Source organism: Gracilibacillus sp. D59, from assembly GCF_052246695.1.
In the GTDB taxonomy this organism is placed as follows: Bacteria; Bacillota; Bacilli; order Bacillales; family Amphibacillaceae; genus Gracilibacillus.
Window position 1 is genome coordinate 40,966 of record NZ_JBQQCK010000015.1, and the last position, 21,040, is coordinate 62,005.

The 21,040-nt window shown below is 36.6% G+C and carries 19 protein-coding genes and 1 riboswitch; of the genes, 9 read left to right on the forward strand and 10 right to left on the reverse strand.

The features are described 5' to 3' along the window. Nucleotides 1-54: 54 nt before the first annotated feature. From ACTWP4_RS19720 to ACTWP4_RS19730, 3 genes are read left to right on the forward strand one after another with little or no spacing between them, the layout of a single operon-like run. Nucleotides 55-1,215 carry a COG1470 family protein gene (locus tag ACTWP4_RS19720; protein ID WP_443130504.1) on the forward strand — a complete coding sequence of 387 codons (1,161 nt, stop codon included), beginning with the start codon at nt 55-57 and terminating at the stop codon, nt 1,213-1,215. Between the two features lie 3 nt (nt 1,216-1,218). Then, the gene (locus ACTWP4_RS19725; RefSeq protein ID WP_443130505.1) at nt 1,219-2,181 is read left to right on the forward strand and encodes an ABC transporter ATP-binding protein; all 963 of its coding nucleotides are present in this window, start codon (nt 1,219-1,221) and stop codon (nt 2,179-2,181) included. After that, nucleotides 2,159-3,190 carry an ABC transporter permease gene (locus tag ACTWP4_RS19730; RefSeq protein WP_443130506.1) on the forward strand — a complete coding sequence of 344 codons (1,032 nt, stop codon included), beginning with the start codon at nt 2,159-2,161 and terminating at the stop codon, nt 3,188-3,190. Before ACTWP4_RS19725 ends, ACTWP4_RS19730 begins: the two co-directional genes overlap by 23 nt. A gap of 96 nt (nt 3,191-3,286) precedes the next feature. On the opposite strand, the gene ACTWP4_RS19735 is transcribed toward ACTWP4_RS19730, so the two are convergent. Both ACTWP4_RS19735 and ACTWP4_RS19740 read right to left on the reverse strand, forming a co-directional pair. After that, nucleotides 3,287-3,553, reverse strand: a complete 267-nt coding sequence (locus tag ACTWP4_RS19735; RefSeq protein WP_443130507.1) for an immunoglobulin-like domain-containing protein — start codon at nt 3,551-3,553, stop codon at nt 3,287-3,289. 15 nt (nt 3,554-3,568) lie between these two features. Continuing rightward, nucleotides 3,569-3,730, reverse strand: a complete 162-nt coding sequence (locus ACTWP4_RS19740; protein WP_443130508.1) for a hypothetical protein — start codon at nt 3,728-3,730, stop codon at nt 3,569-3,571. A gap of 136 nt (nt 3,731-3,866) precedes the next feature. Here ACTWP4_RS19740 and ACTWP4_RS19745 point away from each other — a divergent pair, with 136 nt between their 5' ends. Continuing rightward, entirely contained in the window at nt 3,867-4,748 is an 882-nt protein-coding gene (locus ACTWP4_RS19745) for a DMT family transporter (protein ID WP_443130509.1), read from the forward strand. Between the two features lie 28 nt (nt 4,749-4,776). Here ACTWP4_RS19745 and ACTWP4_RS19750 read toward each other — a convergent pair whose 3' ends face one another. Next, nucleotides 4,777-5,547 (reverse strand): TIGR01457 family HAD-type hydrolase, encoded by a 771-nt coding sequence (locus ACTWP4_RS19750; RefSeq protein ID WP_443130510.1) that lies wholly within the window; start codon nt 5,545-5,547, stop codon nt 4,777-4,779. Between the two features lie 253 nt (nt 5,548-5,800). Between ACTWP4_RS19750 and zwf the strand changes: the two genes are divergently transcribed. Further along, nucleotides 5,801-7,282: a glucose-6-phosphate dehydrogenase gene (zwf, locus tag ACTWP4_RS19755; RefSeq protein WP_443130511.1), complete on the forward strand. Its 1,482-nt coding sequence runs from the start codon at nt 5,801-5,803 to the stop codon at nt 7,280-7,282. A 72-nt stretch (nt 7,283-7,354) separates the two neighbouring features. Then, nucleotides 7,355-7,984, forward strand: a complete 630-nt coding sequence (locus tag ACTWP4_RS19760; RefSeq protein ID WP_443130512.1) for a cyclase family protein — start codon at nt 7,355-7,357, stop codon at nt 7,982-7,984. A gap of 211 nt (nt 7,985-8,195) precedes the next feature. Here the strand turns inward: ACTWP4_RS19760 and gndA are convergent, their stop codons facing one another. Further along, nucleotides 8,196-9,617, reverse strand: coding sequence for an NADP-dependent phosphogluconate dehydrogenase (gene gndA, locus ACTWP4_RS19765; protein WP_443130513.1), 1,422 nt, complete (start codon nt 9,615-9,617; stop codon nt 8,196-8,198). Between the two features lie 175 nt (nt 9,618-9,792). Continuing rightward, on the reverse strand, nt 9,793-10,524 hold the full coding sequence (locus ACTWP4_RS19770) for a Cof-type HAD-IIB family hydrolase (RefSeq protein WP_443130514.1): 732 nt from the start codon (nt 10,522-10,524) through the stop codon (nt 9,793-9,795). A 134-nt stretch (nt 10,525-10,658) separates the two neighbouring features. Here ACTWP4_RS19770 and ACTWP4_RS19775 point away from each other — a divergent pair, with 134 nt between their 5' ends. Beyond that, nucleotides 10,659-10,931 carry an ACT domain-containing protein gene (locus ACTWP4_RS19775; RefSeq protein ID WP_443130515.1) on the forward strand — a complete coding sequence of 91 codons (273 nt, stop codon included), beginning with the start codon at nt 10,659-10,661 and terminating at the stop codon, nt 10,929-10,931. Nucleotides 10,932-10,943: 12 nt separating this feature from the next. After that, nucleotides 10,944-12,305: a PFL family protein gene (locus ACTWP4_RS19780; RefSeq protein WP_443130516.1), complete on the forward strand. Its 1,362-nt coding sequence runs from the start codon at nt 10,944-10,946 to the stop codon at nt 12,303-12,305. A gap of 173 nt (nt 12,306-12,478) precedes the next feature. Here the strand turns inward: ACTWP4_RS19780 and ACTWP4_RS19785 are convergent, their stop codons facing one another. Beyond that, nucleotides 12,479-13,483: a DUF3231 family protein gene (locus ACTWP4_RS19785; protein ID WP_443130517.1), complete on the reverse strand. Its 1,005-nt coding sequence runs from the start codon at nt 13,481-13,483 to the stop codon at nt 12,479-12,481. A 298-nt stretch (nt 13,484-13,781) separates the two neighbouring features. Here ACTWP4_RS19785 and ACTWP4_RS19790 point away from each other — a divergent pair, with 298 nt between their 5' ends. Continuing rightward, nucleotides 13,782-14,450 (forward strand): SIMPL domain-containing protein, encoded by a 669-nt coding sequence (locus ACTWP4_RS19790; protein WP_443130518.1) that lies wholly within the window; start codon nt 13,782-13,784, stop codon nt 14,448-14,450. Nucleotides 14,451-14,656: 206 nt separating this feature from the next. Here the strand turns inward: ACTWP4_RS19790 and ACTWP4_RS19795 are convergent, their stop codons facing one another. The 4 genes from ACTWP4_RS19795 to ACTWP4_RS19810 form a co-directional block, all read right to left on the reverse strand. Continuing rightward, complete coding sequence (locus ACTWP4_RS19795) at nt 14,657-15,754, reverse strand: glycosyl hydrolase (protein ID WP_443130519.1); 1,098 nt, start codon at nt 15,752-15,754, stop codon at nt 14,657-14,659. Nucleotides 15,755-15,804: 50 nt separating this feature from the next. Beyond that, on the reverse strand, nt 15,805-17,082 hold the full coding sequence (locus tag ACTWP4_RS19800; RefSeq protein ID WP_443130520.1) for a glycosyltransferase family 2 protein: 1,278 nt from the start codon (nt 17,080-17,082) through the stop codon (nt 15,805-15,807). Then, nucleotides 17,075-18,790, reverse strand: a complete 1,716-nt coding sequence (locus ACTWP4_RS19805; protein ID WP_443130521.1) for a DUF2334 domain-containing protein — start codon at nt 18,788-18,790, stop codon at nt 17,075-17,077. Before ACTWP4_RS19805 ends, ACTWP4_RS19800 begins: the two co-directional genes overlap by 8 nt. Before the next feature lie 97 nt (nt 18,791-18,887). Further along, entirely contained in the window at nt 18,888-20,591 is a 1,704-nt protein-coding gene (locus ACTWP4_RS19810) for a DUF2334 domain-containing protein (protein WP_443130522.1), read from the reverse strand. 320 nt (nt 20,592-20,911) lie between these two features. Then, a riboswitch (SAM riboswitch) is annotated at nt 20,912-21,019 on the forward strand. Nucleotides 21,020-21,040 lie beyond the last annotated feature (21 nt).

Genomic DNA, 21,040 nt, shown 5'->3' on the forward strand with positions numbered 1-21,040 from the left:
CTTTTTTCCTCCGTATCACTTGATGAATAACAATAAATATAGGGGGAATAAAAAATGCTTCGTAAAAAATTAGCGATCTCGCTAACCATTTTACTGTTTTTATCTCTTTTCACTCCAATTAATAGTGTGTTTGCAGCTGGAGGATTAACGTTGTACACACCGTACACCGGTCTTTCTGTTACACCTGGTGAAACACTATCATATGATGTCACCGTAATTAATGACAATTCTTCTATTCAGAATGTATCTTTTGATGTAAATAATCTGCCGGAGGGCTGGGATTATTCCTTAACTGCAGGAGGAAATGATATTAGTCAGCTATCGATCCGAGGGAATAATGAGCAGCAAATTTCTTTAGAAGTAACGGTTCCACTTGAAGTTGAAAAAGCTGATTATTCATTCGAACTAGTTGCTGATGGAAATGGGGATGCAAATGCAGAATTACCATTTGTTACAAAAGTAACTGAGGAAGGTACATTTACTTCAGAGTTCACTTCTGAACAACCCAATATGGAAGGACATGCTGACGCCACTTTCTCATATACTGCGACATTACGGAACCGAACAGCGGATGAACAGACATATGCTTTATCTGCCGGAGCAGGTGAAGGCTGGGGCGTCCAATTTAAAGCAGATGGTAAAAACGTAACTTCTGTCACATTAGAACCAAACGGATCAAAAGATATCACGGTTGATGTAACTCCTCCAACCAGCGTGAAAGCTGATACGTATGAAATACCAGTCCGTGCTGCAACTAGTTCTACATCAGCTGATCTTACACTGGAAGCCGTGATAACAGGTTCCTATAAGCTCTCTCTCTCAACACCGGACGGGAACCTAAGTGGTGATGTTACAGCCGGAAATGACCGAACTTTTGATCTTGTAATCGAGAATACCGGAACAGCAACGCTTAACGATATATCGATTTCTGCTTCCACTCCGCCAAATTGGGAATCTGAATTTAGCGAAAGTTCCATTGCTACATTAGAAGCAGGTAAATCGAAGACGATTCAAGCAACGTTGACTGCACCAGATGATGCCATTGCCGGCGATTATGTCACAACCTTCACAGCAAAAACAGCTGAAACATCTTCTGACGCGGATTTCCGTGTATCGGTAAAAACGTCAACTTTATGGGGGATTATTGGTGTATTAATCATCGTAGCGGTAATTGGCGGACTATACTTTATCATTAGAAAATACGGGAGGAGATAATTCATGGTTGAACCTATTATTCAACTCGATCGTATCTCCAAAAAATATGATGAACAATATGCGGTAAATGAACTGACATTAACCATTAATAAAGGTGAAATTTTTGGTTTACTAGGTCCTAACGGTGCGGGAAAATCAACTTCTATTCTGATGATGTTAGGTTTAAGTGAACCAACTGGTGGCAGCATCCAAGTATGTGGAATGAACTCGACAACTAACCCACTCGCCGTCAAAAAACGGGTCGGTTATTTACCAGACGATCTTGGTTTTTACGAGCAAATGACAGGATACGAAAATTTACTTTTCACTGCCAGCCTTAATGCGATTCCACGTCGCATAGCAGAAGAACGGGCAAAAGATCTATTAGCAAAAGTCGGACTAACTGAATCAGCTGACAAAAAAGCAGGAAAGTATTCTCGAGGAATGCGTCAGCGTTTGGGGTTAGCTGACGTCTTAATGAAAGATCCTGAAGTGATCATACTCGATGAACCTACATTAGGGATCGATCCAGAGGGGGTACGTGAATTACTCGCTTTAATTAAACGACTAAACAAGGAGGAAGGAATTACGGTACTTCTTTCCTCTCACCAACTCCATCAGGTACAACAAATTTGTGACCGAGTAGGTATCTTCGTCGAAGGAAAATTACTGGCAGAAGGTAATGTCGAAAGTTTAGCAAAACAATTATTCTTTGATGACTCTTTTGTTGTCTATGCCAAAGTTTCACCAATTGATGGCAAGTTAAATGAACAATTACAGTCGTTAAAAGGAGTTAATCGAGTTGAACAAAAACAGGAACAATTAGAAATCTATGGTGAAACAGACATATCTTCTGCCGTAGCTAGAACAGTCATCGAGGCTGGTGCTGATTTATATTATATTAAAAAGAAAAATTACGGCTTAGATGAAATCTATCATCGATACTTTGAAGGAGGTGCTGGAGATGGAGAAGCTTCAAGTGCTTAAAAAGTGGCTTCCTGATTGGAGACGAGAAGTGCGATCAAACGATAATATCGAAGCCTTTCAAGCGATTGTTCGCAAGGAATTTACCGATTATATCACTAGTTGGCGTATCATTATCATGTTAGCTTTGATCGTTCTTACATGTGTCGGTTCTTTATATACTGCAATCATTTCGATTCAGGATGCTATTGATGCTAATAAAGAAGCGAAAGAGATCGCCAAAAGCTCCTTCCTTTTCTTAAAACTATTCACAATTTCTGATGGAACCTTACCATCTTTTATTACCTTTGTTTCGTTTTTAGGTCCACTATTAGGGATTGCACTTGGCTTTGATGCTATTAACTCTGAACGTAACAAAGGCACACTAAGCAGACTTATGGCACAGCCTATCCCGCGTGATTATGTACTAAATGCAAAATTCGCAGCGGCTTTACTATTAAATGCTGTACTTTTTGTTGCGTTAGGATTTATGGTTATGGCACTAGGGATATTGATTCTTGGTATTCCACCAACAGGGGAAGAATTTTTACGTATTCTTTGCTTCCTGGTTTTGTGTATTGCCTATATTGCTTTTTGGCTGAATCTTGGGATCGTATTCTCGGTACGATTTAAACAACCTGCAACTTCAGCATTAGCTGCGATTGCTGTCTGGATTTTCTTTAACATTTTTTATTCGATGATCGTCCAATTGTTGTCGAAATCGATTTTGAATCCTGCCAGCATTTCAAACATGGCTGATGCCGTTAGCAAACAAGGAATCGTCCTTAATCTAATGCGATTGTCTCCTAATTATTTATTTACTGAATCAACGACAACCCTTTTGTCACCATCTGTCCGAAGTTTAGGGCCATTAACAGTTGAACAAACTACAGGAGCAATTGCTGGGCCTCTGCCATTAAGTCAAAGCTTAATGTTAATTTGGCCACAATTAACAGGTTTAATTGCAGCAACTTTAATTTGTTTTGCGATCTCTTATTTACTATTTATGCGACAGGAAATTAGATCAAAATAATTCTTATTACGTAGCGGACAATCTTTTAAAATGTATAGATAATTGGAGCATTGAATTGTAAAACAATTTGATGCTTCTTTTTTATAAGAAGAGATTCTATTCAATCTCAAATTCCTCTGCCAAAATTAATTTTTCGCTTATAGGTTTCACCACTCTATATTTTCCTGAAGAAAGATCAAATTGTTTGATGGAAATATTCTGGGTGTAGGATTCATTAGGTTCCAGTATAATACCAGTCATTATAAAATCATGATTGTTTTCAAACGGAATTTGATACCATGAGCCTTCTATATATTGTTCAACATAATATGGAACACTTAAGTTTAAAGTAGAAGATCTATTGTTAATTATCTCTAGTGACATCTGGTCAATTGCAGATTAGATATTTTTATCTAGTTTCATTTCAATATCGTCTTGTTCAGGTATTTCTCCATAATCAGATTCTGATAAATCCTCATTCACACTCTTATTACAGCCAACTAGTAAAATAAATAGAACTGATAATATATAAAAGAAAGAATTTAATCTTTCACCCTTCATAGTAAACTCCTTCCGGGACACATTAGTAGACTCATATACATAATATCAATATTTTCCAATTCAAGTCTAATATCAGACTCTCCCCTTTCTTCTTCAATCAAAAAGTGTTATGATTCCCTCTGTTGGAGGTGGAATCATGAAGGCTTATCTTCTTTTAATATTAGCAGCGATATTTTATGCAGGAAACTTAATTGTCGGGAAACCTGTTGCTCAGGAAATACCTCCGATTACATTGTCTTTCTTTCGTTATATTGTAGCTGTAATAGTCATCATTCCGTTTGGCTATCGAGAATGGAAAAATAATAAGGCGTTATGGAAAAAAGAATGGAAAGCAATTCTTGCATTATCAGCTACCGGCCTTGTACTATTTAATATATTCGTATATTTGGCATTAAATTATACTACTTCGATTAATGCAGGTATTGTCGAAGCAACTGCACCAATTTTTACTTTAATCCTTACTTTTTTATTGTTTAAAGAACGCTTTTCACGAAAGCAAATGATAGGAGTACTGATTTCTTTATTCGGTGTGTTTTTTGTCATTACGAAAGGTTCACTGGAGATTATAATGAATTTACAATTTAACAGTGGCGATTTAATTATGATTCTCGCCATGATTACGTGGGCGTTTTATTCGATTTTTATCAAACAGCATACATGGAAATTCCCTACTTACGGTGCATTACTGGTAATGGCTGTTGTATCTCTTATTATTTTCATCCCATTAATGACCATTGAAGTTGGACAAATCCAAACGATTAACTGGTCTTGGAAGGTTATTTCAGGACTGTTGTATTTAGGGATATTCCCTTCACTTATAGCATTACTTGCCTATAATAAAGGAATTGAAGCAATTGGTCCCTCACGGGCATCTGTTTTTCTTAATCTCATCCCAGTCTTCACCATGATCGGTGCGGTTATATTTTTAGGGGAACAACTGACATTGATTCAAGTGATTGGGGCGTTATTCGTTATATTTGGTGTACTGATCACTAATCGCGCGAAAGGGAACAAATGAGCCGTTACCAAAACGGCTCATAATTTTTTTACTCATCAAAAATCCATTCAGCCAAGCTGTCTATTGAAAACGTAGGCTGCTTTTCAATTTCTTTGAGATCTTCTTTTGTCGTTACGCCAGTATGTACCAACAATGAATCAATACCAGCATTTATCCCGGCCAAAATATCTGTCGCATAATTATCTCCAACCATTAATGTTTCTTCTTTTGGGGTTCCTAATACTTCAATCGCCTGCTCAACGATAATCGATTCTGGTTTTCCAATAAATTTTGGCTCTACACCCGTAGTGACGGATAACACAGAAATTAACGAACCAGCGCCAGGCAAAAATCCACGCTCGGTCGGCAATGCGACATCACCATTAGTCGCTACAAACTTTGCTCCAGCCCGAATATTCAGTGCCCCTTTTGCTAATTTTTCATAGTTAATGGTTCGATCCAATCCCATTACGACAAAATCCGCACCTTCATCAACAATTTCCAAGCCACATTCTTCTAGAGCCATATGTAACCCTTCTTCCCCAACAGGATAGACCTTCGCACCTGCCTTTTGTTCCTTTATATAGCTTGCTGTTGCCATACTTGTTGTAAAAACATGCTCGGTTGTACTCGGCACTCCCATATCAACTAACTTTTTCGATACATCACTAGGATGTTTGGTGGAATTATTCGTTAAAAAAAGATATGGCAACCCCCTACGTTCTAACTCTTTAACAAACTCAATCGCTTCGATAATTTTTTCGGTTCCTTTATAGACTGTCCCATCTAGATCAATTAAAAATCCTTTATATCTATCCATGATATCCTCCTAAATTTTTTGAATATTCCAAGTATTTCATTTGTCATTTTCATAATAAATGATAGTATATATTTATGACAAAAAAGACTTAGCAGTTATTTGTATGTTATCATGTTAAATAATTTAACAGAAGTATTTAACATGGTAATATAGTTAGAGTAAGCTGTTTTTAGTTCATTTCATGATTATAAGCATATCGTGACACATATGCGTTTAACTCGTAAATAAACAAGTAGAAAGGTAGTTAAAGTCAATGACAACGAATAATCCAAAAGCAGTAATAGTGATTTTTGGTGCAACAGGGGATCTGGCAAACAGAAAACTTTACCCTTCCATTTACAGGCTTTATCGAAATGGAAAGTTATCTGATAATTTTGCCGTAATTGGTGTAGCAAGACGACCTTGGACAAATGACGTATTTCGTGACAAAGTAAAAGAATCAATCAATAATTTTGATGATCCACATATTGACAAAGATGAATTCGCAAGTCACTTCCACTACAATCCATTTGATATCCAAGACCTTGAACACTATCAAGAATTGGAAACATTAATTAAAGAATTAGATGGCAAGCATGAAACAGATGGTAATCGCCTATTCTATTTCTCTATGGCGCCTAATTTCTTCGGAACACTTGCAGCTAATCTTAAAACTGAAGGTTTAACAACAACTAAAGGCTGGACACGCTTAGTTATCGAAAAACCATTCGGTCATGATTACCAGTCAGCCAAAGAGCTGAATGACCAAATTCGTGAAGCATTTACGGAGGATCAAATTTATCGTATCGACCACTATCTTGGGAAAGAGATGGTACAAAACATCGAAGTTATCCGTTTTGCCAATGCTTTATTTGAACCATTATGGAATAATCAATATATTTCTAACATCCAAATTACATCAAGTGAGACTCTTGGTGTTGAAGAGCGTGGACGCTATTATGATGGTGCAGGTGCATTAAAAGATATGGTACAAAACCACATGTTGCAAATGCTGGCATTAATCGCGATGGATCCGCCAATCAAATTAACACCAGAAGAAATACGCGGTGAAAAAGTAAAAGTATTGCGTGCATTACGTGATTTGAACGAAACGGAGGTCGATGACTACTTCGTTCGCGGCCAATACGACAAAGGTAATGTAAATGGCGAAGACTTGCCTGCTTACCGTGAAGGTAACGGCGTAGACCCTGAGTCTAATACAGATACATTTGTCGCAGCGAAATTAATGATTGATAACTTCCGTTGGGCTGGTGTTCCATTCTACATCCGTACCGGAAAACGTATGAAACATAAATCAACGGAAATCGTAGTAGAGTTTAAAGACTTACCAATGAACCTTTACTATGGCAAAGAACATGAAACGAAATCAAACCTATTAGTGATTCACGTACAACCACATGAAGGTATTACGTTACATGTTAATGCGAAGAAAGGTGACTACAATGCGTCATCTACACCAATTACATTAAGCTATGACAATAATTCAGAAGATAAAATGAATACACCTGAAGCATACGAAATCTTATTGCATGACTGTATGCGCGGTGATTCTACTAACTTTACTCACTGGGATGAAGTTGCTTTATCTTGGAAGTTTGTCGATGTAATTGCCAATGCATGGTCTAAGAAAAAAGCTGACTTCCCTAACTATACATCAGGATCAAACGGTCCAGACGAAGCAGATCTTTTATTAAACAAAGATGGTTTCGAATGGTGGGACGTAACTCCAGAATAATCAAGTCAGGAGCAATCAGTCAATGTAATGTTGATTGGTTGCTTTTTTCCTATCAAAGAAGGAGGAATTTAGATGAAATGTTATGATATTTCAATGAATGTCTACCCTAACATGCAAGTCTGGGAAGACATTGAAAGTAAGAAACCAATTTTTGATACGCAAACATTTGATCATGTCACAGACACTACAGCTACAATTGGCCTGCACACAGGCACCCATATCGATGCGCCATTACATATGATCAATGGTGCAGACACTTTTGAAACCATACAATTAGAACGACTTGTTAGAAAAGTGAAAGTAATCGATTTAGAAAAGGCGGAAGATGGTATCACTCGATCTGATTTGGAAGCGCATACGATAGAAGATGGTGATTTCCTTTTATGTAAAACGAAAAATTCATATCATGCTAGTGAGAATTTTGACTTTAACTTTATTTATTTAAAAGAAGATGGTGCAGATTACTTAGTGGAAAAAGGGATTGAAGGTATCGGTATTGATACATTAGGGATCGAGCGAAGCCAAGAAGGGAACCCCACACACCGCAAGTTGTTTCGAAATGACATTATTATAGTGGAAGGTCTACGATTAAAAACTGTGGAACCAGGAGAATATTTTATGGTGGCAGCACCCTTAAAATTAGTCGGAACCGAAGCGGCGCCCGCAAGAGTGCTTCTGTTTGATGAAGCTCCAAGTATGTGACTTATATCCTGAATTCCCATAGAAACTTTGTATCATTTTGTATTCCTACTCGAAGACAAGTTCTCTGATATTTATTATCTTTTGTCCTTGAGAGCCGTTCTCGAAGACTCTTTTCTCTTTTTTAGTGATCTTTTGTCCTCGAGATACCCTATTTCTGATTTGCACGTAAAAAAAATCCCTCTTGTCAAAAAGCAAGAGGGATTTTTGATTATTAATCTTCTAACCATTCTGTATGGAACACGCCTTCTTTGTCTACACGTTGATAAGTGTGGGCACCGAAGTAGTCGCGTTGTGCTTGCAATAGGTTTGCAGGTAAAGTTTCTGTACGATAGCTGTCATAATAAGCTAATGCACTAGCAAAGCCTGGTACTGGAATACCACGTTCCATTGCAATAGAAAGTACTTTACGTAGTGATGTTTGATAGCTTTCCACGATTTCTTTAAAGTATGGATCAAGCAATAGGTTCGCAAGTGCTGGATCGCGATCATATGCTTCTTTAATTTTTTGTAAGAATTGTGCACGAATGATACATCCACCGCGGAAGATCATAGAGATATCTCCATAACGTAGGTTCCAATCATTTTCTTCAGATGCAGCACGCATTTGTGCGAAACCTTGTGCATAAGAAACAATTTTACTCATATAAAGTGCTTTACGGATAGCTTCGATAAGTTCATCCTTGTCACCTTCATATGGCTTGTCTCCAGCAGATGGTCCTTGTAATACTTTGCTTGCTGCCACACGTTCTTCTTTCATTGCAGATATGAAACGTGCAAAAACAGATTCTGTGATAACTGGTAATGGTACACCTAAGTCTAATGAGCTTTGGCTTGTCCATTTACCTGTACCTTTTTGACCAGCGGTATCAAGGATGACATCTACCATTGGTTTACCTGTTTCTTTATCTTTTTTCTTAAAGATATCTGTTGTAATTTCGATAAGGTAACTGTCTAACTCACCTTTGTTCCACTCACCAAATACTTCATGTAATTCTTCTGCACTTAATCCTAGCACATTCTTCATAATGAAATATGCTTCACAGATTAATTGCATATCTCCATACTCGATACCGTTGTGTACCATTTTTACATAGTGACCAGCACCGTTTGGTCCAATGTATGTTACACATGGATCTCCTTCAACTTTTGCAGAAATTGCTTCAAAAATTGGCGCTACCTTATCGTAAGCTTCTTTTTGTCCACCTGGCATAATAGAAGGTCCTTTAAGTGCCCCTTCTTCCCCACCAGATACACCAGTTCCGATAAAGTGGATACCGGATTCGTCTAACTCTGCGTTACGACGCATAGTATCTTTGAAGAACGTGTTACCACCGTCGATCAAAATATCTCCTTTATCAAGAAGTGGTTTAAGTGAAGCAATCGTTGCATCTGTTGCTGGACCTGCTTGTACCATAAGCATGATCTTACGAGGTTTTTCTAAAGAATCTACAAATTCTTCGATTGTTTCTGCCCCAACAAAGTTTTTACCTTTTGCTTCATTATTTAAAAAGTCTTCTGTTTTTTGATAAGTTCTGTTAAATACTGCTACAGAGTATCCTCTGCTTTCCACGTTAAGCGCAAGGTTTTTACCCATAACAGCAAGACCTATCACACCAAATTGTTGTTTTGCCATTCTTTTATTCGCTCCTTTTCTTTTATCACTATGTATGATTCCAATGTCTATTTTAGCACGAAATCGAATATTACTGTAGTGATCTGAAAAATTCACTCCATATACTAAGTTATTATAACGACTTGAGCACTGCAAGTAATAGCCACTAATTTTCTGAAAATTTCTACATTATATCTTACAATACCCATTTTTCAATAGCTTTTGCTACTCCATCTTGGTCGTTTGTTGCCGTCTCAAAGTCAGCTACTTCTTTGACTTCTTCCTGTGCATTCCCCATCGCGACTCCTAATCCAGCTTTTTCGATCATTTTGATATCATTTAAACTGTCTCCCATCGCCATTACCTGGGACATATTAATTCCTATTCGTTCACACACGACTTCGATCGCTGCTGCTTTATTGACGCCTACAGCATTGACTTCAATATTTGTTGGACTCGAGTTACTTAACTCAATTTCTTCCCAACTTTCAATTGTTTTCATAATCTTCCCTTTTGTCTCTGGATCTTTCGTATCAAAGCCGAATTTTAACCATTCATGTGCTAAAATATCTTCTGGCACTTCTCCTCGCCATATTTGATTTGTTGAAGAAAGCCATGCCCATGTTTGGTGTTCTTCTTTTAAAGATACAAGTTTCTCAATGATTCGTGCATCAAGTGTTTGACGGGCAATTAAATCGCCAGTCATTGTCCAAATTTCACTGCCATTTACCGTTATCAAATAATGGATATCCAATTCTTTTGCAATATCAGAGCTTGTTTGATAATGTCTTCCTGTAGAAATAATCACTTCTACACCTTTTTCCCGTGCTTTTATAATGGCTTCTTTGTTCGTTTCTGACACTAGATGGTCATTACCTAACAAGGTTCCATCCATATCCAAGGCAATCAGTTGTAAATCCTTTTTCATATGTAAGCTCCTCTCGTCATGCATTCCCTTTTATTTTATGCGATGCTGTATGATTTAGCAAAAAAGGAAGCTTTGGGTATAATAAAGTGAGACTTATTGTCAAAAACTTAACAATAAAAAATGAGGTGACATTAATGCAAAAACGAGCTGTAGTCAGTGTGGTTGGCAAAGACCAGGTAGGAATCATTGCCAAAGTAACGACTGTCATATCAGAAAATAAGATCAATATTTTAGATATTAGCCAGACCATTTTACAAGGTTTTTTTACAATGATCATGTTGATTGAAATTAATGATCCAAGTAATCTCGAGACTTTACAAGAAAAATTCAAGCCTGTCGAACAAGAATTAGGTTTGAAAATCAACATTCAACTAGAAGATGTCTTTCAAGCAATGCATCGTGTCTAAGGAGGGAAACTGATGCCAATAGCTTTTACCGAAATACAAGAAACGATACGTATGGTAGAGATGGAACACCTTGATATTCGTACGGTGACAATGGGAATTAGCTTACGAGATTGTGCTGACCATGATTTTGAAATAGTAAAACAAAAAGTTTATGAAAAGATCACCAGTTATGCGAAAGACTTACAATCCACTGCTAATCAAGTGGCAAAAGAATATGGAGTTCCGATTATTAATAAACGAATTGCCATTTCCCCTGCTGCTGAACTATTAGGTAATGCAACGAAAGAACAAGCAATTGAACTTGCTAAAACGTTAGACAAGGCAGCACAAACATTAGAAGTAGACTTTATCGGCGGATTTTCAGCTTTAGTACATAAAGGTATTTCTAAAGGGGATCAAGTATTACTTGATGCTTTACCTGAGGCTTTAAGTAATACAGAGCGTGTTTGTTCTTCGATCTCTGTTGCAACGACCAGAACTGGTATTAATATGGATGCTGTAGCTCAAATGGGACATATCATTCAAAAAACAGCTACACTAACCAAAGTCGATAACAGTATTGGTTGTGCCAAGTTAGTTGTCTTCTGTAACCCTGTTGAGGATAACCCATTTATGGCTGGAGCGTTTCATGGTGCTGGAGAAGGTGAATCAGTCTTAAGCGTTGGGGTAAGTGGCCCAGGAGTTGTACTTAATGCGTTAAGGCGCTACCCAGATGCGGATTTAGGTGAAGTTTCTGACGTAATTAAAAACACAGCTTTTAAAATTACAAGAGCTGGAGAGTTAATCGGACGTGTCGTTGCTGATCGTTTAAATGTACCTTTTGGAATTATGGACCTTTCCCTTGCACCTACTAATGCGATGAACGATAGTGTTGCTGAAATTCTAGAAGAAATCGGCCTCGAACGTGTAGGAACACACGGTACGATCGCAGCCTTAGCATTAATGAATGATGCAGTTAAAAAAGGTGGAGCAATGGCAAGTTCGTATGTCGGCGGATTAAGTGGTGCGTTTATTCCAGTTAGTGAGGATAACGGCATGATCCGTGGTATTGAAGAAGGAGCCTTAAATCTTTCCAAATTAGAGGCGATGACATGTGTCTGTTCAGTTGGATTAGATATGATCGCATTAGAAGGAAAAGCTAGTCCCGAGACATTGTCTGCCATTATTGCAGATGAGGCTGCAATTGGGATGATCAATAAAAAAACAACCGCTGTACGGGTAATTCCTGTAATTGGTAAAGAAGAAGGAGAAACAGTTGAATTCGGCGGTTTACTTGGCCGTGCCCCAATTATTGGGGTGAACCAGTTTTCTTCTGATAAATTAATTCAACGTGGTGGCAGAATCCCTGCTCCATTACAATCATTGATTAATTAAAGAGAACAGGGTATTTGGTGTAAGTAGTTCCGATACCGTGGAGAATTGACTAAAAAAACTGCACTCCAATTGTTAGATTGTGTCCAACAATTGAGGTGCAGTTCAATATTAAATCCAAGCGTTCTGTTTTTATATTATCTTGTTAAACTTTCAACTAAGTGTAGCATTTATTACTATTCTTTTGAAGACAGATCTTCTCTGTTAACCGCTTCTGGTGGTTGTTCCATCCAACCATTGTCAATCATAATATTAGCGCCGTCTTCTACATATAGTGATACATCCATTAAACAACGTCCATACAATGATCCGACATCTCTTCTTCCATTCAGTGAAGCACCATTGGCATACTCTCTGATTTTCATGGAGAACATATCTATTTTATGATAAACCATCAGTTTATCTGAGAACGCTGGTGTAATTGATGTCGTTACTAAATGGTCTAAAAGTGATGGTGCAGGAACATTATTTTTAGTTAATTTGCTTGAAAACATTTCAATATGTTTTTGATTGATATTCTTTCCTCTTTCTAAATACGTTCTAACTTTTTCATTTCTTGCTCCCTGACTAAAGCCAATAATAAGCGCTTTACTTGTAATATCGTTGTTAATGTTACCATAAAGGTGAGCCATTTCTAATCCATGGAGAGGACGAACGTCTCCAAAAAAACCATTCAAAAAATGTTGTTTTTTAATAAAATCAACTTTTTCAGGAACGGGTATAGTCGGTGAATTCATTAATTTTCCTTTTAATATTAACACGTCATCGACGTCAGCCATTAATTGGGCAGTTTCACTAAGAGCATTAAGAAAAAAGTTTCTTACATCAATCCTGGTAACCAAAGGGATAGCAGCGCTATAAATACTCATTCCCGCTTTCCCTAAATATTTCAAATAATGAAGATAAAACTCATCTTGAAATAACCTTGGTGCATCTAAGTTAACGTCATCATCGGTAAATCCAACTGGGATAGGAAAGTTCGCCTGATTAAATATTGGTTTGATATCTTGATTGAGTGAATGAGATAAATTAAAACCTTGTTCTAAAACTTTTTTAATATCCACATCATCCACATGTTTAAGATAGTAGCTAAGTACACACTTCCCCATCGTATTTCCAGTATAAACTGCCCAAAGTTTTCCCATTTCCGCTGCTGTTAGTTGTGAGTTATCTACTTCCATAGACCATCAATCCTTTTATAAATAATATTACTAAATGTTTGCTTTAATATTCCCTATTCTTCTGAAACAATACTGATCAATAGTAATATACAGGTTTCTATGTAAAAGTGGGTTTCGTACTTCCCTTACGTCCAATGTTGATTATTTGTATCTGTAAGTGCCACCGCATTATTCGTTAGATGAATATTATCTTTTTATCCATTACTAAAAAATTTATCTCCTCAATCATCGAATGTATTCACCATATACCGAGTAAAGTAGAAGTAAAAGAAGTTATAACAGGAAAGAGGTGAATGTGATGTATTATGCCAATCCTTACATAAGATCCGATTCACAAGTACGACAGCTTGATCATTCACTACTAGTAACAGGCGATGGTATTGTGTCTGTTGAACCAGATCAAGCCGTAGTTATCTTAGGTGTTGTAACAGAAGATTCAAACCTTCAAAAAGCACAAAGTGAGAATGCTGAATCTACAAACAACGTAATTAATGCACTACTTCAAGAGAATATACCTCGTGACAAGATTCAAACCCATGAATACCGCATGGATATAGAGTATGACTATAAGGAAGGCGTTCAAATTTTTAGAGGTTATCGCGTAACTAATTTGCTACAGGTTATCATTGAACCAATTGATAAGGTTGGGCTGATTGTTGATATCGTTGTTGATCATGGTTCAAATATCGTTCGTAACATTCAATTAACCGTAGTAAATGAAGATCGATATTATCAAGAAGCGCTCAAACGTGCTGTGGAAAGTGCTCAAGTAAAAGCCAGCATAATAGCACAAGAGTTAGGAATAAGCATTAGTTCTGTGCCATATTCTTTGAAGGAAATTTCGAGGCGTGAAGATAGGGAGCATCGACCAGTCGTATTAGGTATTTCCACTGACAGTCCTACCACCCCAATCGAACCAGGCAGATTGGAAATTAAAGCTAAAGTTGAGGCAGAGTTTCGTTATTGAAAATGTAGAATTTCGCCAGCCTTAGTTGTCTGTTTATGCTGAAGGCAATCTAAAAAAGAAGAACAAGGTTTATAAAGTGAGACTTCCATCAGTGAGGGGCTTATCCCCCCACTGATGATTAGTTAAACTTATCAGGGTGTTAGCGTCCGTTATCCCCTTGATAAAAGCTTAGCGACTAACCCCAACTTTTCAAGGGGAATGCGTCGCTATTTTTTGTTCAAAGACTTTATTAACTTTCTTTCAGCTAATAAAGGAACGATGTTATCAAAAATATGTGTATTACCCGATGGACTAACAGAATATCCCCCATAAAATTCATCTCTCTTTCGGTCATTGCGAAATTCAGTCATTCGTTCATATAGTTTATGTGCTAACGAGTAGTTATCTGTCTCTAGACAGAGCAAGATTAATAGCCCGTATACCGCTGGAGACTCATAGGTAACAACTGGCTTTTTACTGTTTTTATCATACATTCCAGCAACTACTCCAGACGTCGAGATTTCGTCCTTAATAAATTGAATAAATTCAGTTGATACCATGTTCAACTTGGCAAGATGGTAAGCTACTAAGGCTTGATCTATCATGTTAATCTCGTCATCAAATTGATAGAATCCCTTATTCACATGATATGTTTTTGGATAAAAGCCATTTTCAAGAGGTGCATTAACCAGTACAGCTATCGTATTCTGATATGTTCTTTGGCCCAAACTTCGATAATTAAGCATTTTCTCCAAAGGTTCTGGATCAATGTAGGATACTGTAACAAAATTACTACTATCCTGATGTTTCCGATCATAGAAGTCCGTTAAAACATCTTGCGTTGTACTAAATTGAGCAAGATAATTACTGATTTCCATTGCAACATCGATGTAATGTTCATTTTTCCATTTTCCGTATCCATCAAATAATGCATCCACTAACCGTAAATCATCCACTAAAGCATTCGTATAAACTTCGCTCTCCCCTGATTTTCCTAGTTTCCAATGAATAAATCCATCTTCTTCTAAAAAATATTCGGTTAGTGTATTAAACGCATTATTAAAAAGTTGTTCATTTTCTATTTCCAATGCATAATCCATCCAAAGCCCCAACGTTTCAGATAACGCCTCTCTCCCTTGTACGAAATCCCCATCTACTTCTTTACTTTCTTTTATATAAGTAGCTAGGGTACCGTTTTCATTAATGAGCCATTTCTTAATAAACTGTTCCGTTGCTTGTTCATGGTTTTCTTGCTTATTAATATGATATATAGCTGATATTACTACCATAACAACGATTATAGATGCTATTATTAATTTCCTCACCCCTTGTCACACATCCTATAGAATAGATTTTAAGAGAAGTGTGCTAAAAACTAGGCTGATTTATCCTTTGGAACAACCGTTTGTTTAAAACGCTTTGTTTTATACCATTGTACCTCTTGTTTTAATAGTACTCGTTTGATTTCTAAAAAAGATGCATAGACTACTAAAAACAACCACATTTGCGAATAACTGAAGTACATAAAAAGCACTGTTAAGAAATTCCTTTTTGTCAATTGACCTTTTTCTACACTTAGTGCAAGTAAAGCTTCTGTAACGAATAGTAAAAATCCTAAAACTAACAAAATGTAGGATACAAATCCAATTGTCAGTTTCAAATCAACAAATAAATTAATAATAAAAATCACGTGTGATATCATGACACCACCGAAAAAAAGTAGATACGTATACAAGAAATAAAACAGATCAATACCAATATTTTTCCTCTTTAATTTATGAAAACTTAATATGAATTTGATAACAACATAGATATTCCCACGTGCCCAACGTGTTCTTTGTCTCCACCAAACCTTTAACGTCTCTGGCTCTTGTTCCCATGTAACCGCAGAGGGAAAAAAGCGGATATGGTAGCCTAAATTATATACACGGAAGCTAAGTTCCGTATCTTCGGATAACGCTTTTTCATCCCAGCCACCTAATTCCTCTAAAATAGAACTGCGTATGGCAAAGTTAGTTCCGGGAATGGTAGCCATTTTAAACCAAAACCATCTCCCCGCCTGAGCTAACCATTGAAAGGTGAGGGTTTCCACATTTATAAGCCTAGTTAATAGATTTTTAGTGGCATTGACCACGCGAAACTTCCCAACAATTGCCCCTGCTTTAGGATCATTAATTAGACCTAGAGCCAACCAATAAATTGCATCTGGTTCTGGGCAATTGTCAGCATCATATACACAAATAATCTCCCCAGTTGATACATGAAAACCATTATTTAACGCCCCGGATTTCCCTTTACCCCCATTAGGAGGTTTCGTATTAATCACCTTTATAAACGCATATTTTTGAGCATACCTCTCAGCAATTTCACCAGTTTGATCATTTGAGTTATCATTAATAACGATAACCTCTAAGCATTCAGCAGGATAAGTCAGGTTACTCATTGCTTCCAAAGTATTCCCGATAACCACTTCCTCATTATGAGCAGGGATAAGAATACTTACGCGAGGAAAAGGTAATTTCATCTTCTGTAACTCTTTTTCTTCTTTTCGATATCGCATCGAATGTAAATAACCACCTTGCATGAGAAACATATGATACACAAGCATTGTCCATATTAAAAACCAAGAAAAATAAACAAAAAAGTCAGCCAATGAGTCCCCTCCTCTTGTAAACTTTCGATTTTTGGTATCTTCTCCTTGTCAAAGCTGTATAAGAAATGAATAGAATAACTGCTACTGTCCCAACACCTACCATGCACCAGGTTGCATTGACCGCAAATGTTTTTAAGTGATATCCCAAATAATGAAAAGATGTAAATAACAATTTACGGTTTATATCTCGCATTATCTTTCCGCCTTCAGATTGGATGTGTACATATTCAGCCTGAACATTATTATTCATTTGCTTTAGATCAATCCATTGTAATCCTTTTATCTGTTCTAGTTCATCCAATATTTTGTTAAACTTTTCTAAGTTTTTATCGTCAAGAGAGGGATGATAAAAGCCTGATATTATTCCGTCTCTTACAATGGAATATTCGTGTGCATTTTGTATCATTTTTTGAACTGCTCTAGGGTCATTAATATCTACATATCCAATTGTCTCAGGAAGTAATCGCATCCCTTTTAAAAATGTAGGTGATGTGATGTATGGGGCGGTGTCCATTACTTCCCAGTTCTCGTCACTTAGTTGAATTTGCCCAACATAAGTAGAAAAATACCGAGATGTTTGCGCATATCCATTTTGTGACATCGTATAGTGAGGTGCTTCAAATGCTAGTGGATATATCCCGTAATTAGCTAGTTCCTGGACTCCTCGTGTTAATTTACTTTTTATATATTCATCCTCAAACTTAAGTGAGTCAGCTAGATAATTCTCATATGCTAAAGCTGTATCAAAATCATTTTTTGTCTTTTTTATTACCTCATCATCGGGACCATGGTATATAGGCATATTATTTTCTACATCCCAAAACTCAAACCCCTCCCCCGTTTCGTCTCTAAATTGATGCGTATAACCGTGCAAAACGATATTTCCACCATTATCCTGCATATACTTTAGTGTGTTTATTAATTGAGGGAAATCTTCTAATAAATATTTCTCCTTTGTCATTGGATCGGTATGGACAGGTATTAATGCAACCATATATGGAATGTCACGTCTCTTAAGTTCTTTTGCTATCTCCATCAATTTCTTAGGATCAGCTAGCGGATCAACATCCTCTAATCGGAGATAGGCTGGGTGTTCATGAGGATGATCCAGCGCAAATACTTCATGTAATACTTCTCCTAAAAAAATAGAAAATGGCGGTTCAATCTTTGTTGTTGCATAATAATAAGTATTGTTGTTTTTAATAAATAATGGATAATCGACACCCTTCCCGTGACTACCTTTTACTAAAACTGTAGAACTAGCTGTAGCATTCGTGTTTAATATAGTATCTGGAAAAATACTAATGGACTTCTCTTCATTACTTGTAAGCGTTATTTTGGTAATTAACTGCTCTGACTCAAATTCAACAAATGAAAGCTGTTCTCCAAGCTGATCAGCATTATTCCCTAAAACAACCAATGTTCCGTTAAATTGATTGATCATACGTTTAAAATCTGTTGATAAACGTTCTTTCGTTCGCCCATAATAAAATACATGGGTGACATTCTCAAAATCTGCTGTGGTAACCTCTGAAGTATGTTTAAATTCAATAGTGGATGTAAAATGACCTAGTAGCATATCAAGTAACCTCTGATGTTCGTCTACCGTTCCACTTACAGAACTGTAAACAACCAAGACTGCTAGTTCATCTTTATTTTCAGCACTTATTTGCTGAGGGGCTATTATAATAAAAAAGCTTAGAATCATAATGGGTAGCATCCATAACATATAACGAATGATTATTACCTCCTTTCGGTATTTTCGTTCTTATTAAAGAACGGAAAAACAAAAAAATATATACTTCTTAAAGATTTTTTTCGGTTCTTCCTAACAAAAGATAATTTATAAGGACTAGAATTAGTATGAAGCCTGCCCCAATTGAAACCCACAATATATTTGTACTTGATACTTGATTTAGATAATTCTCAAACAAACTACTTTTCTCTTTTTTAGTCTTTTCTTCTATATCTGGAGTAATTACATTTCCATTTTTAATAGTATACATCTCTTGATCGACTTTTACTTTATGCTCCATTTCACTAAGGTCAATCCACTCAAGATTAGGAATCTCCTCCATCTCGCGCACTAAATCCTTTAGACCTTCTAATCCTAAAAATGGATGATAAAAACCACCAATTATCCCATCACGAACAATCGTAAATTCGTCAATACGTTTTTTTATATCTTGTATGGAAGTTGGGTCATCATAACGTATATAGCGAATTGTTTCGGGTACAAGCTTCATTCCATTTAAAAAGTCCGGGGTAGTAATATAGGGTGATTCAGTCATTATCCTCCAATCTTCATCCGTTAACTGTACTTGCCCTACATAAGTAGAGAAAAATTTCGAAATCACCTGATAGCCATTTTGACTCACTGCATAATGTGGTGCTTCAAATGCAATTGGATAAATATCATATTCCACGAGTTCTTTTATTCCTTTTTTAATACGTTCCTCAATATAGGCTGATTCATTTCTATTTTCTACCTCTGATAGGGATTGTTTTTCTATTTCTATTAATTCTCTGCTTCCCGGTTCCTCCATCACCGGCATATTTTTATCCACATCCCAAAACTCAAATCCATCCCCTGTTTGGCCATCTTGATATTGATCTGTATAACCGTGTAGCACAATACTCGCTCCACTCTTCTGCATGTCTTTCAATGTTTCCACCAAGTTTGGTGCTTCCCACAAATGATATTCTTCTTCCGTCTGTTGATTCACATATACCGGAGTAACAGATACCATATAAGGAATATTTTTATCAGTTAAAAAGTTAGCGATCGCCTCTAGTTCCTCGTGATCTGTTCTCGGATGAACATCCTCTAATCTCAGTAGTGCAGATGTTGATGGCTTATGCAAGCTATCAAAAAATGTATGTAATTCATCTGCCAAGAAATTGGATACGGGTGGAAATAGGTTAGGTGTGGCATAGTAATACGTATCCTTATTCTTTATAAGTAACGGGTAATGAACATCTTCATGGACTGATTCAACTAAGGATTCTACATCATCATTATCTGTTGAAATTTCCATTATTGGATGTGAATCTAACTTGACCGTGTTCGTTGTATCTCGTTTGATTACTACATCATTTACTATTTTGCTTTCTGTTGTGTCAATATATGAGAAATGGCTAGTAATTTGTTCGACATTATGACCAATCCCCAATATTGGACCTTTATATGAATGTAATGAATCAATTAAAGTAGACGATAATTTTTCAGACACTTGACCGTAATATATAAGATGGGTTACTCCTGACAAATCGTTTGCCTCTACTTCAGTGCTAGAGAGAAAAGTTATAGATGATGTGAAATGTCCGATGAGAAGATCTAGTAACCGTTGATGCTCATCAACTTCTCCATCTTCTGAAGAGTAAATGACCAGTACATTTATATTATCTGCAGTTGAACTTTGTACATATAGTGGGTTTGACAACAAAATAATAATGATACCTAGAAAAATGATTTTACTACACATTTGCCCGTTTGATCGCTTAATCATTTTACTCTCCCTCCTAAAACGTTTGTTATAAAGAACATATAATAAATATATAAAGAACACAAGGGTTTTATTAATATTTTTATATTTTTTTGGCAAAAAACGCAGTAATTAAACATACGATGCGGAAATTATGGGTTCCGCACCTACCTCTTGTTCTGTTCAATCGGTTTACAATTTTTGATCAGGAAACATTCGGGACAGATTTTGTAAATCTATTAAAGTTTTGTTCTTTAATTTTCTGAATAGTTTTACTTTTTCAAAAAGAATTGACGATTCTTCCACGTGATGCTATTATGATGTTTATCAATTAAATACGGTAGCTCTTATCAAGAGTGGTGGAGGGAATGGCCCTATGAAACCCGGCAACCGTCAGTTAAAGCTGATAGGTGCTAAATCCATCAAAGCTTTTATGCTTTGAAAGATGAGAGGACATTTAATAACCATCCTTT

What these genes read in the sequence shown, in the direction of transcription:
- ACTWP4_RS19770 (WP_443130514.1), bottom strand. Translation starts at nt 10,524, where the DNA reads ATGAAAAAGGATTTACAACTGATTGCCTTGGATATGGATGGAACCTTG.
- ACTWP4_RS19745 (WP_443130509.1), top strand. Translation starts at nt 3,867, where the DNA reads ATGAAGGCTTATCTTCTTTTAATATTAGCAGCGATATTTTATGCAGGA.
- ACTWP4_RS19760 (WP_443130512.1), top strand. Translation starts at nt 7,355, where the DNA reads ATGAAATGTTATGATATTTCAATGAATGTCTACCCTAACATGCAAGTC.
- zwf (WP_443130511.1), top strand. Translation starts at nt 5,801, where the DNA reads ATGACAACGAATAATCCAAAAGCAGTAATAGTGATTTTTGGTGCAACA.
- ACTWP4_RS19725 (WP_443130505.1), top strand. Translation starts at nt 1,219, where the DNA reads ATGGTTGAACCTATTATTCAACTCGATCGTATCTCCAAAAAATATGAT.
- ACTWP4_RS19720 (WP_443130504.1), top strand. Translation starts at nt 55, where the DNA reads ATGCTTCGTAAAAAATTAGCGATCTCGCTAACCATTTTACTGTTTTTA.
- ACTWP4_RS19810 (WP_443130522.1), bottom strand. Translation starts at nt 20,591, where the DNA reads ATGATTAAGCGATCAAACGGGCAAATGTGTAGTAAAATCATTTTTCTA.
- ACTWP4_RS19785 (WP_443130517.1), bottom strand. Translation starts at nt 13,483, where the DNA reads ATGGAAGTAGATAACTCACAACTAACAGCAGCGGAAATGGGAAAACTT.
- ACTWP4_RS19735 (WP_443130507.1), bottom strand. Translation starts at nt 3,553, where the DNA reads ATGTCACTAGAGATAATTAACAATAGATCTTCTACTTTAAACTTAAGT.
- ACTWP4_RS19775 (WP_443130515.1), top strand. Translation starts at nt 10,659, where the DNA reads ATGCAAAAACGAGCTGTAGTCAGTGTGGTTGGCAAAGACCAGGTAGGA.
- ACTWP4_RS19750 (WP_443130510.1), bottom strand. Translation starts at nt 5,547, where the DNA reads ATGGATAGATATAAAGGATTTTTAATTGATCTAGATGGGACAGTCTAT.
- ACTWP4_RS19805 (WP_443130521.1), bottom strand. Translation starts at nt 18,790, where the DNA reads ATGATTCTAAGCTTTTTTATTATAATAGCCCCTCAGCAAATAAGTGCT.
- ACTWP4_RS19790 (WP_443130518.1), top strand. Translation starts at nt 13,782, where the DNA reads ATGTATTATGCCAATCCTTACATAAGATCCGATTCACAAGTACGACAG.
- ACTWP4_RS19740 (WP_443130508.1), bottom strand. Translation starts at nt 3,730, where the DNA reads ATGAAGGGTGAAAGATTAAATTCTTTCTTTTATATATTATCAGTTCTA.
- gndA (WP_443130513.1), bottom strand. Translation starts at nt 9,617, where the DNA reads ATGGCAAAACAACAATTTGGTGTGATAGGTCTTGCTGTTATGGGTAAA.
- ACTWP4_RS19780 (WP_443130516.1), top strand. Translation starts at nt 10,944, where the DNA reads ATGCCAATAGCTTTTACCGAAATACAAGAAACGATACGTATGGTAGAG.
- ACTWP4_RS19730 (WP_443130506.1), top strand. Translation starts at nt 2,159, where the DNA reads ATGGAGAAGCTTCAAGTGCTTAAAAAGTGGCTTCCTGATTGGAGACGA.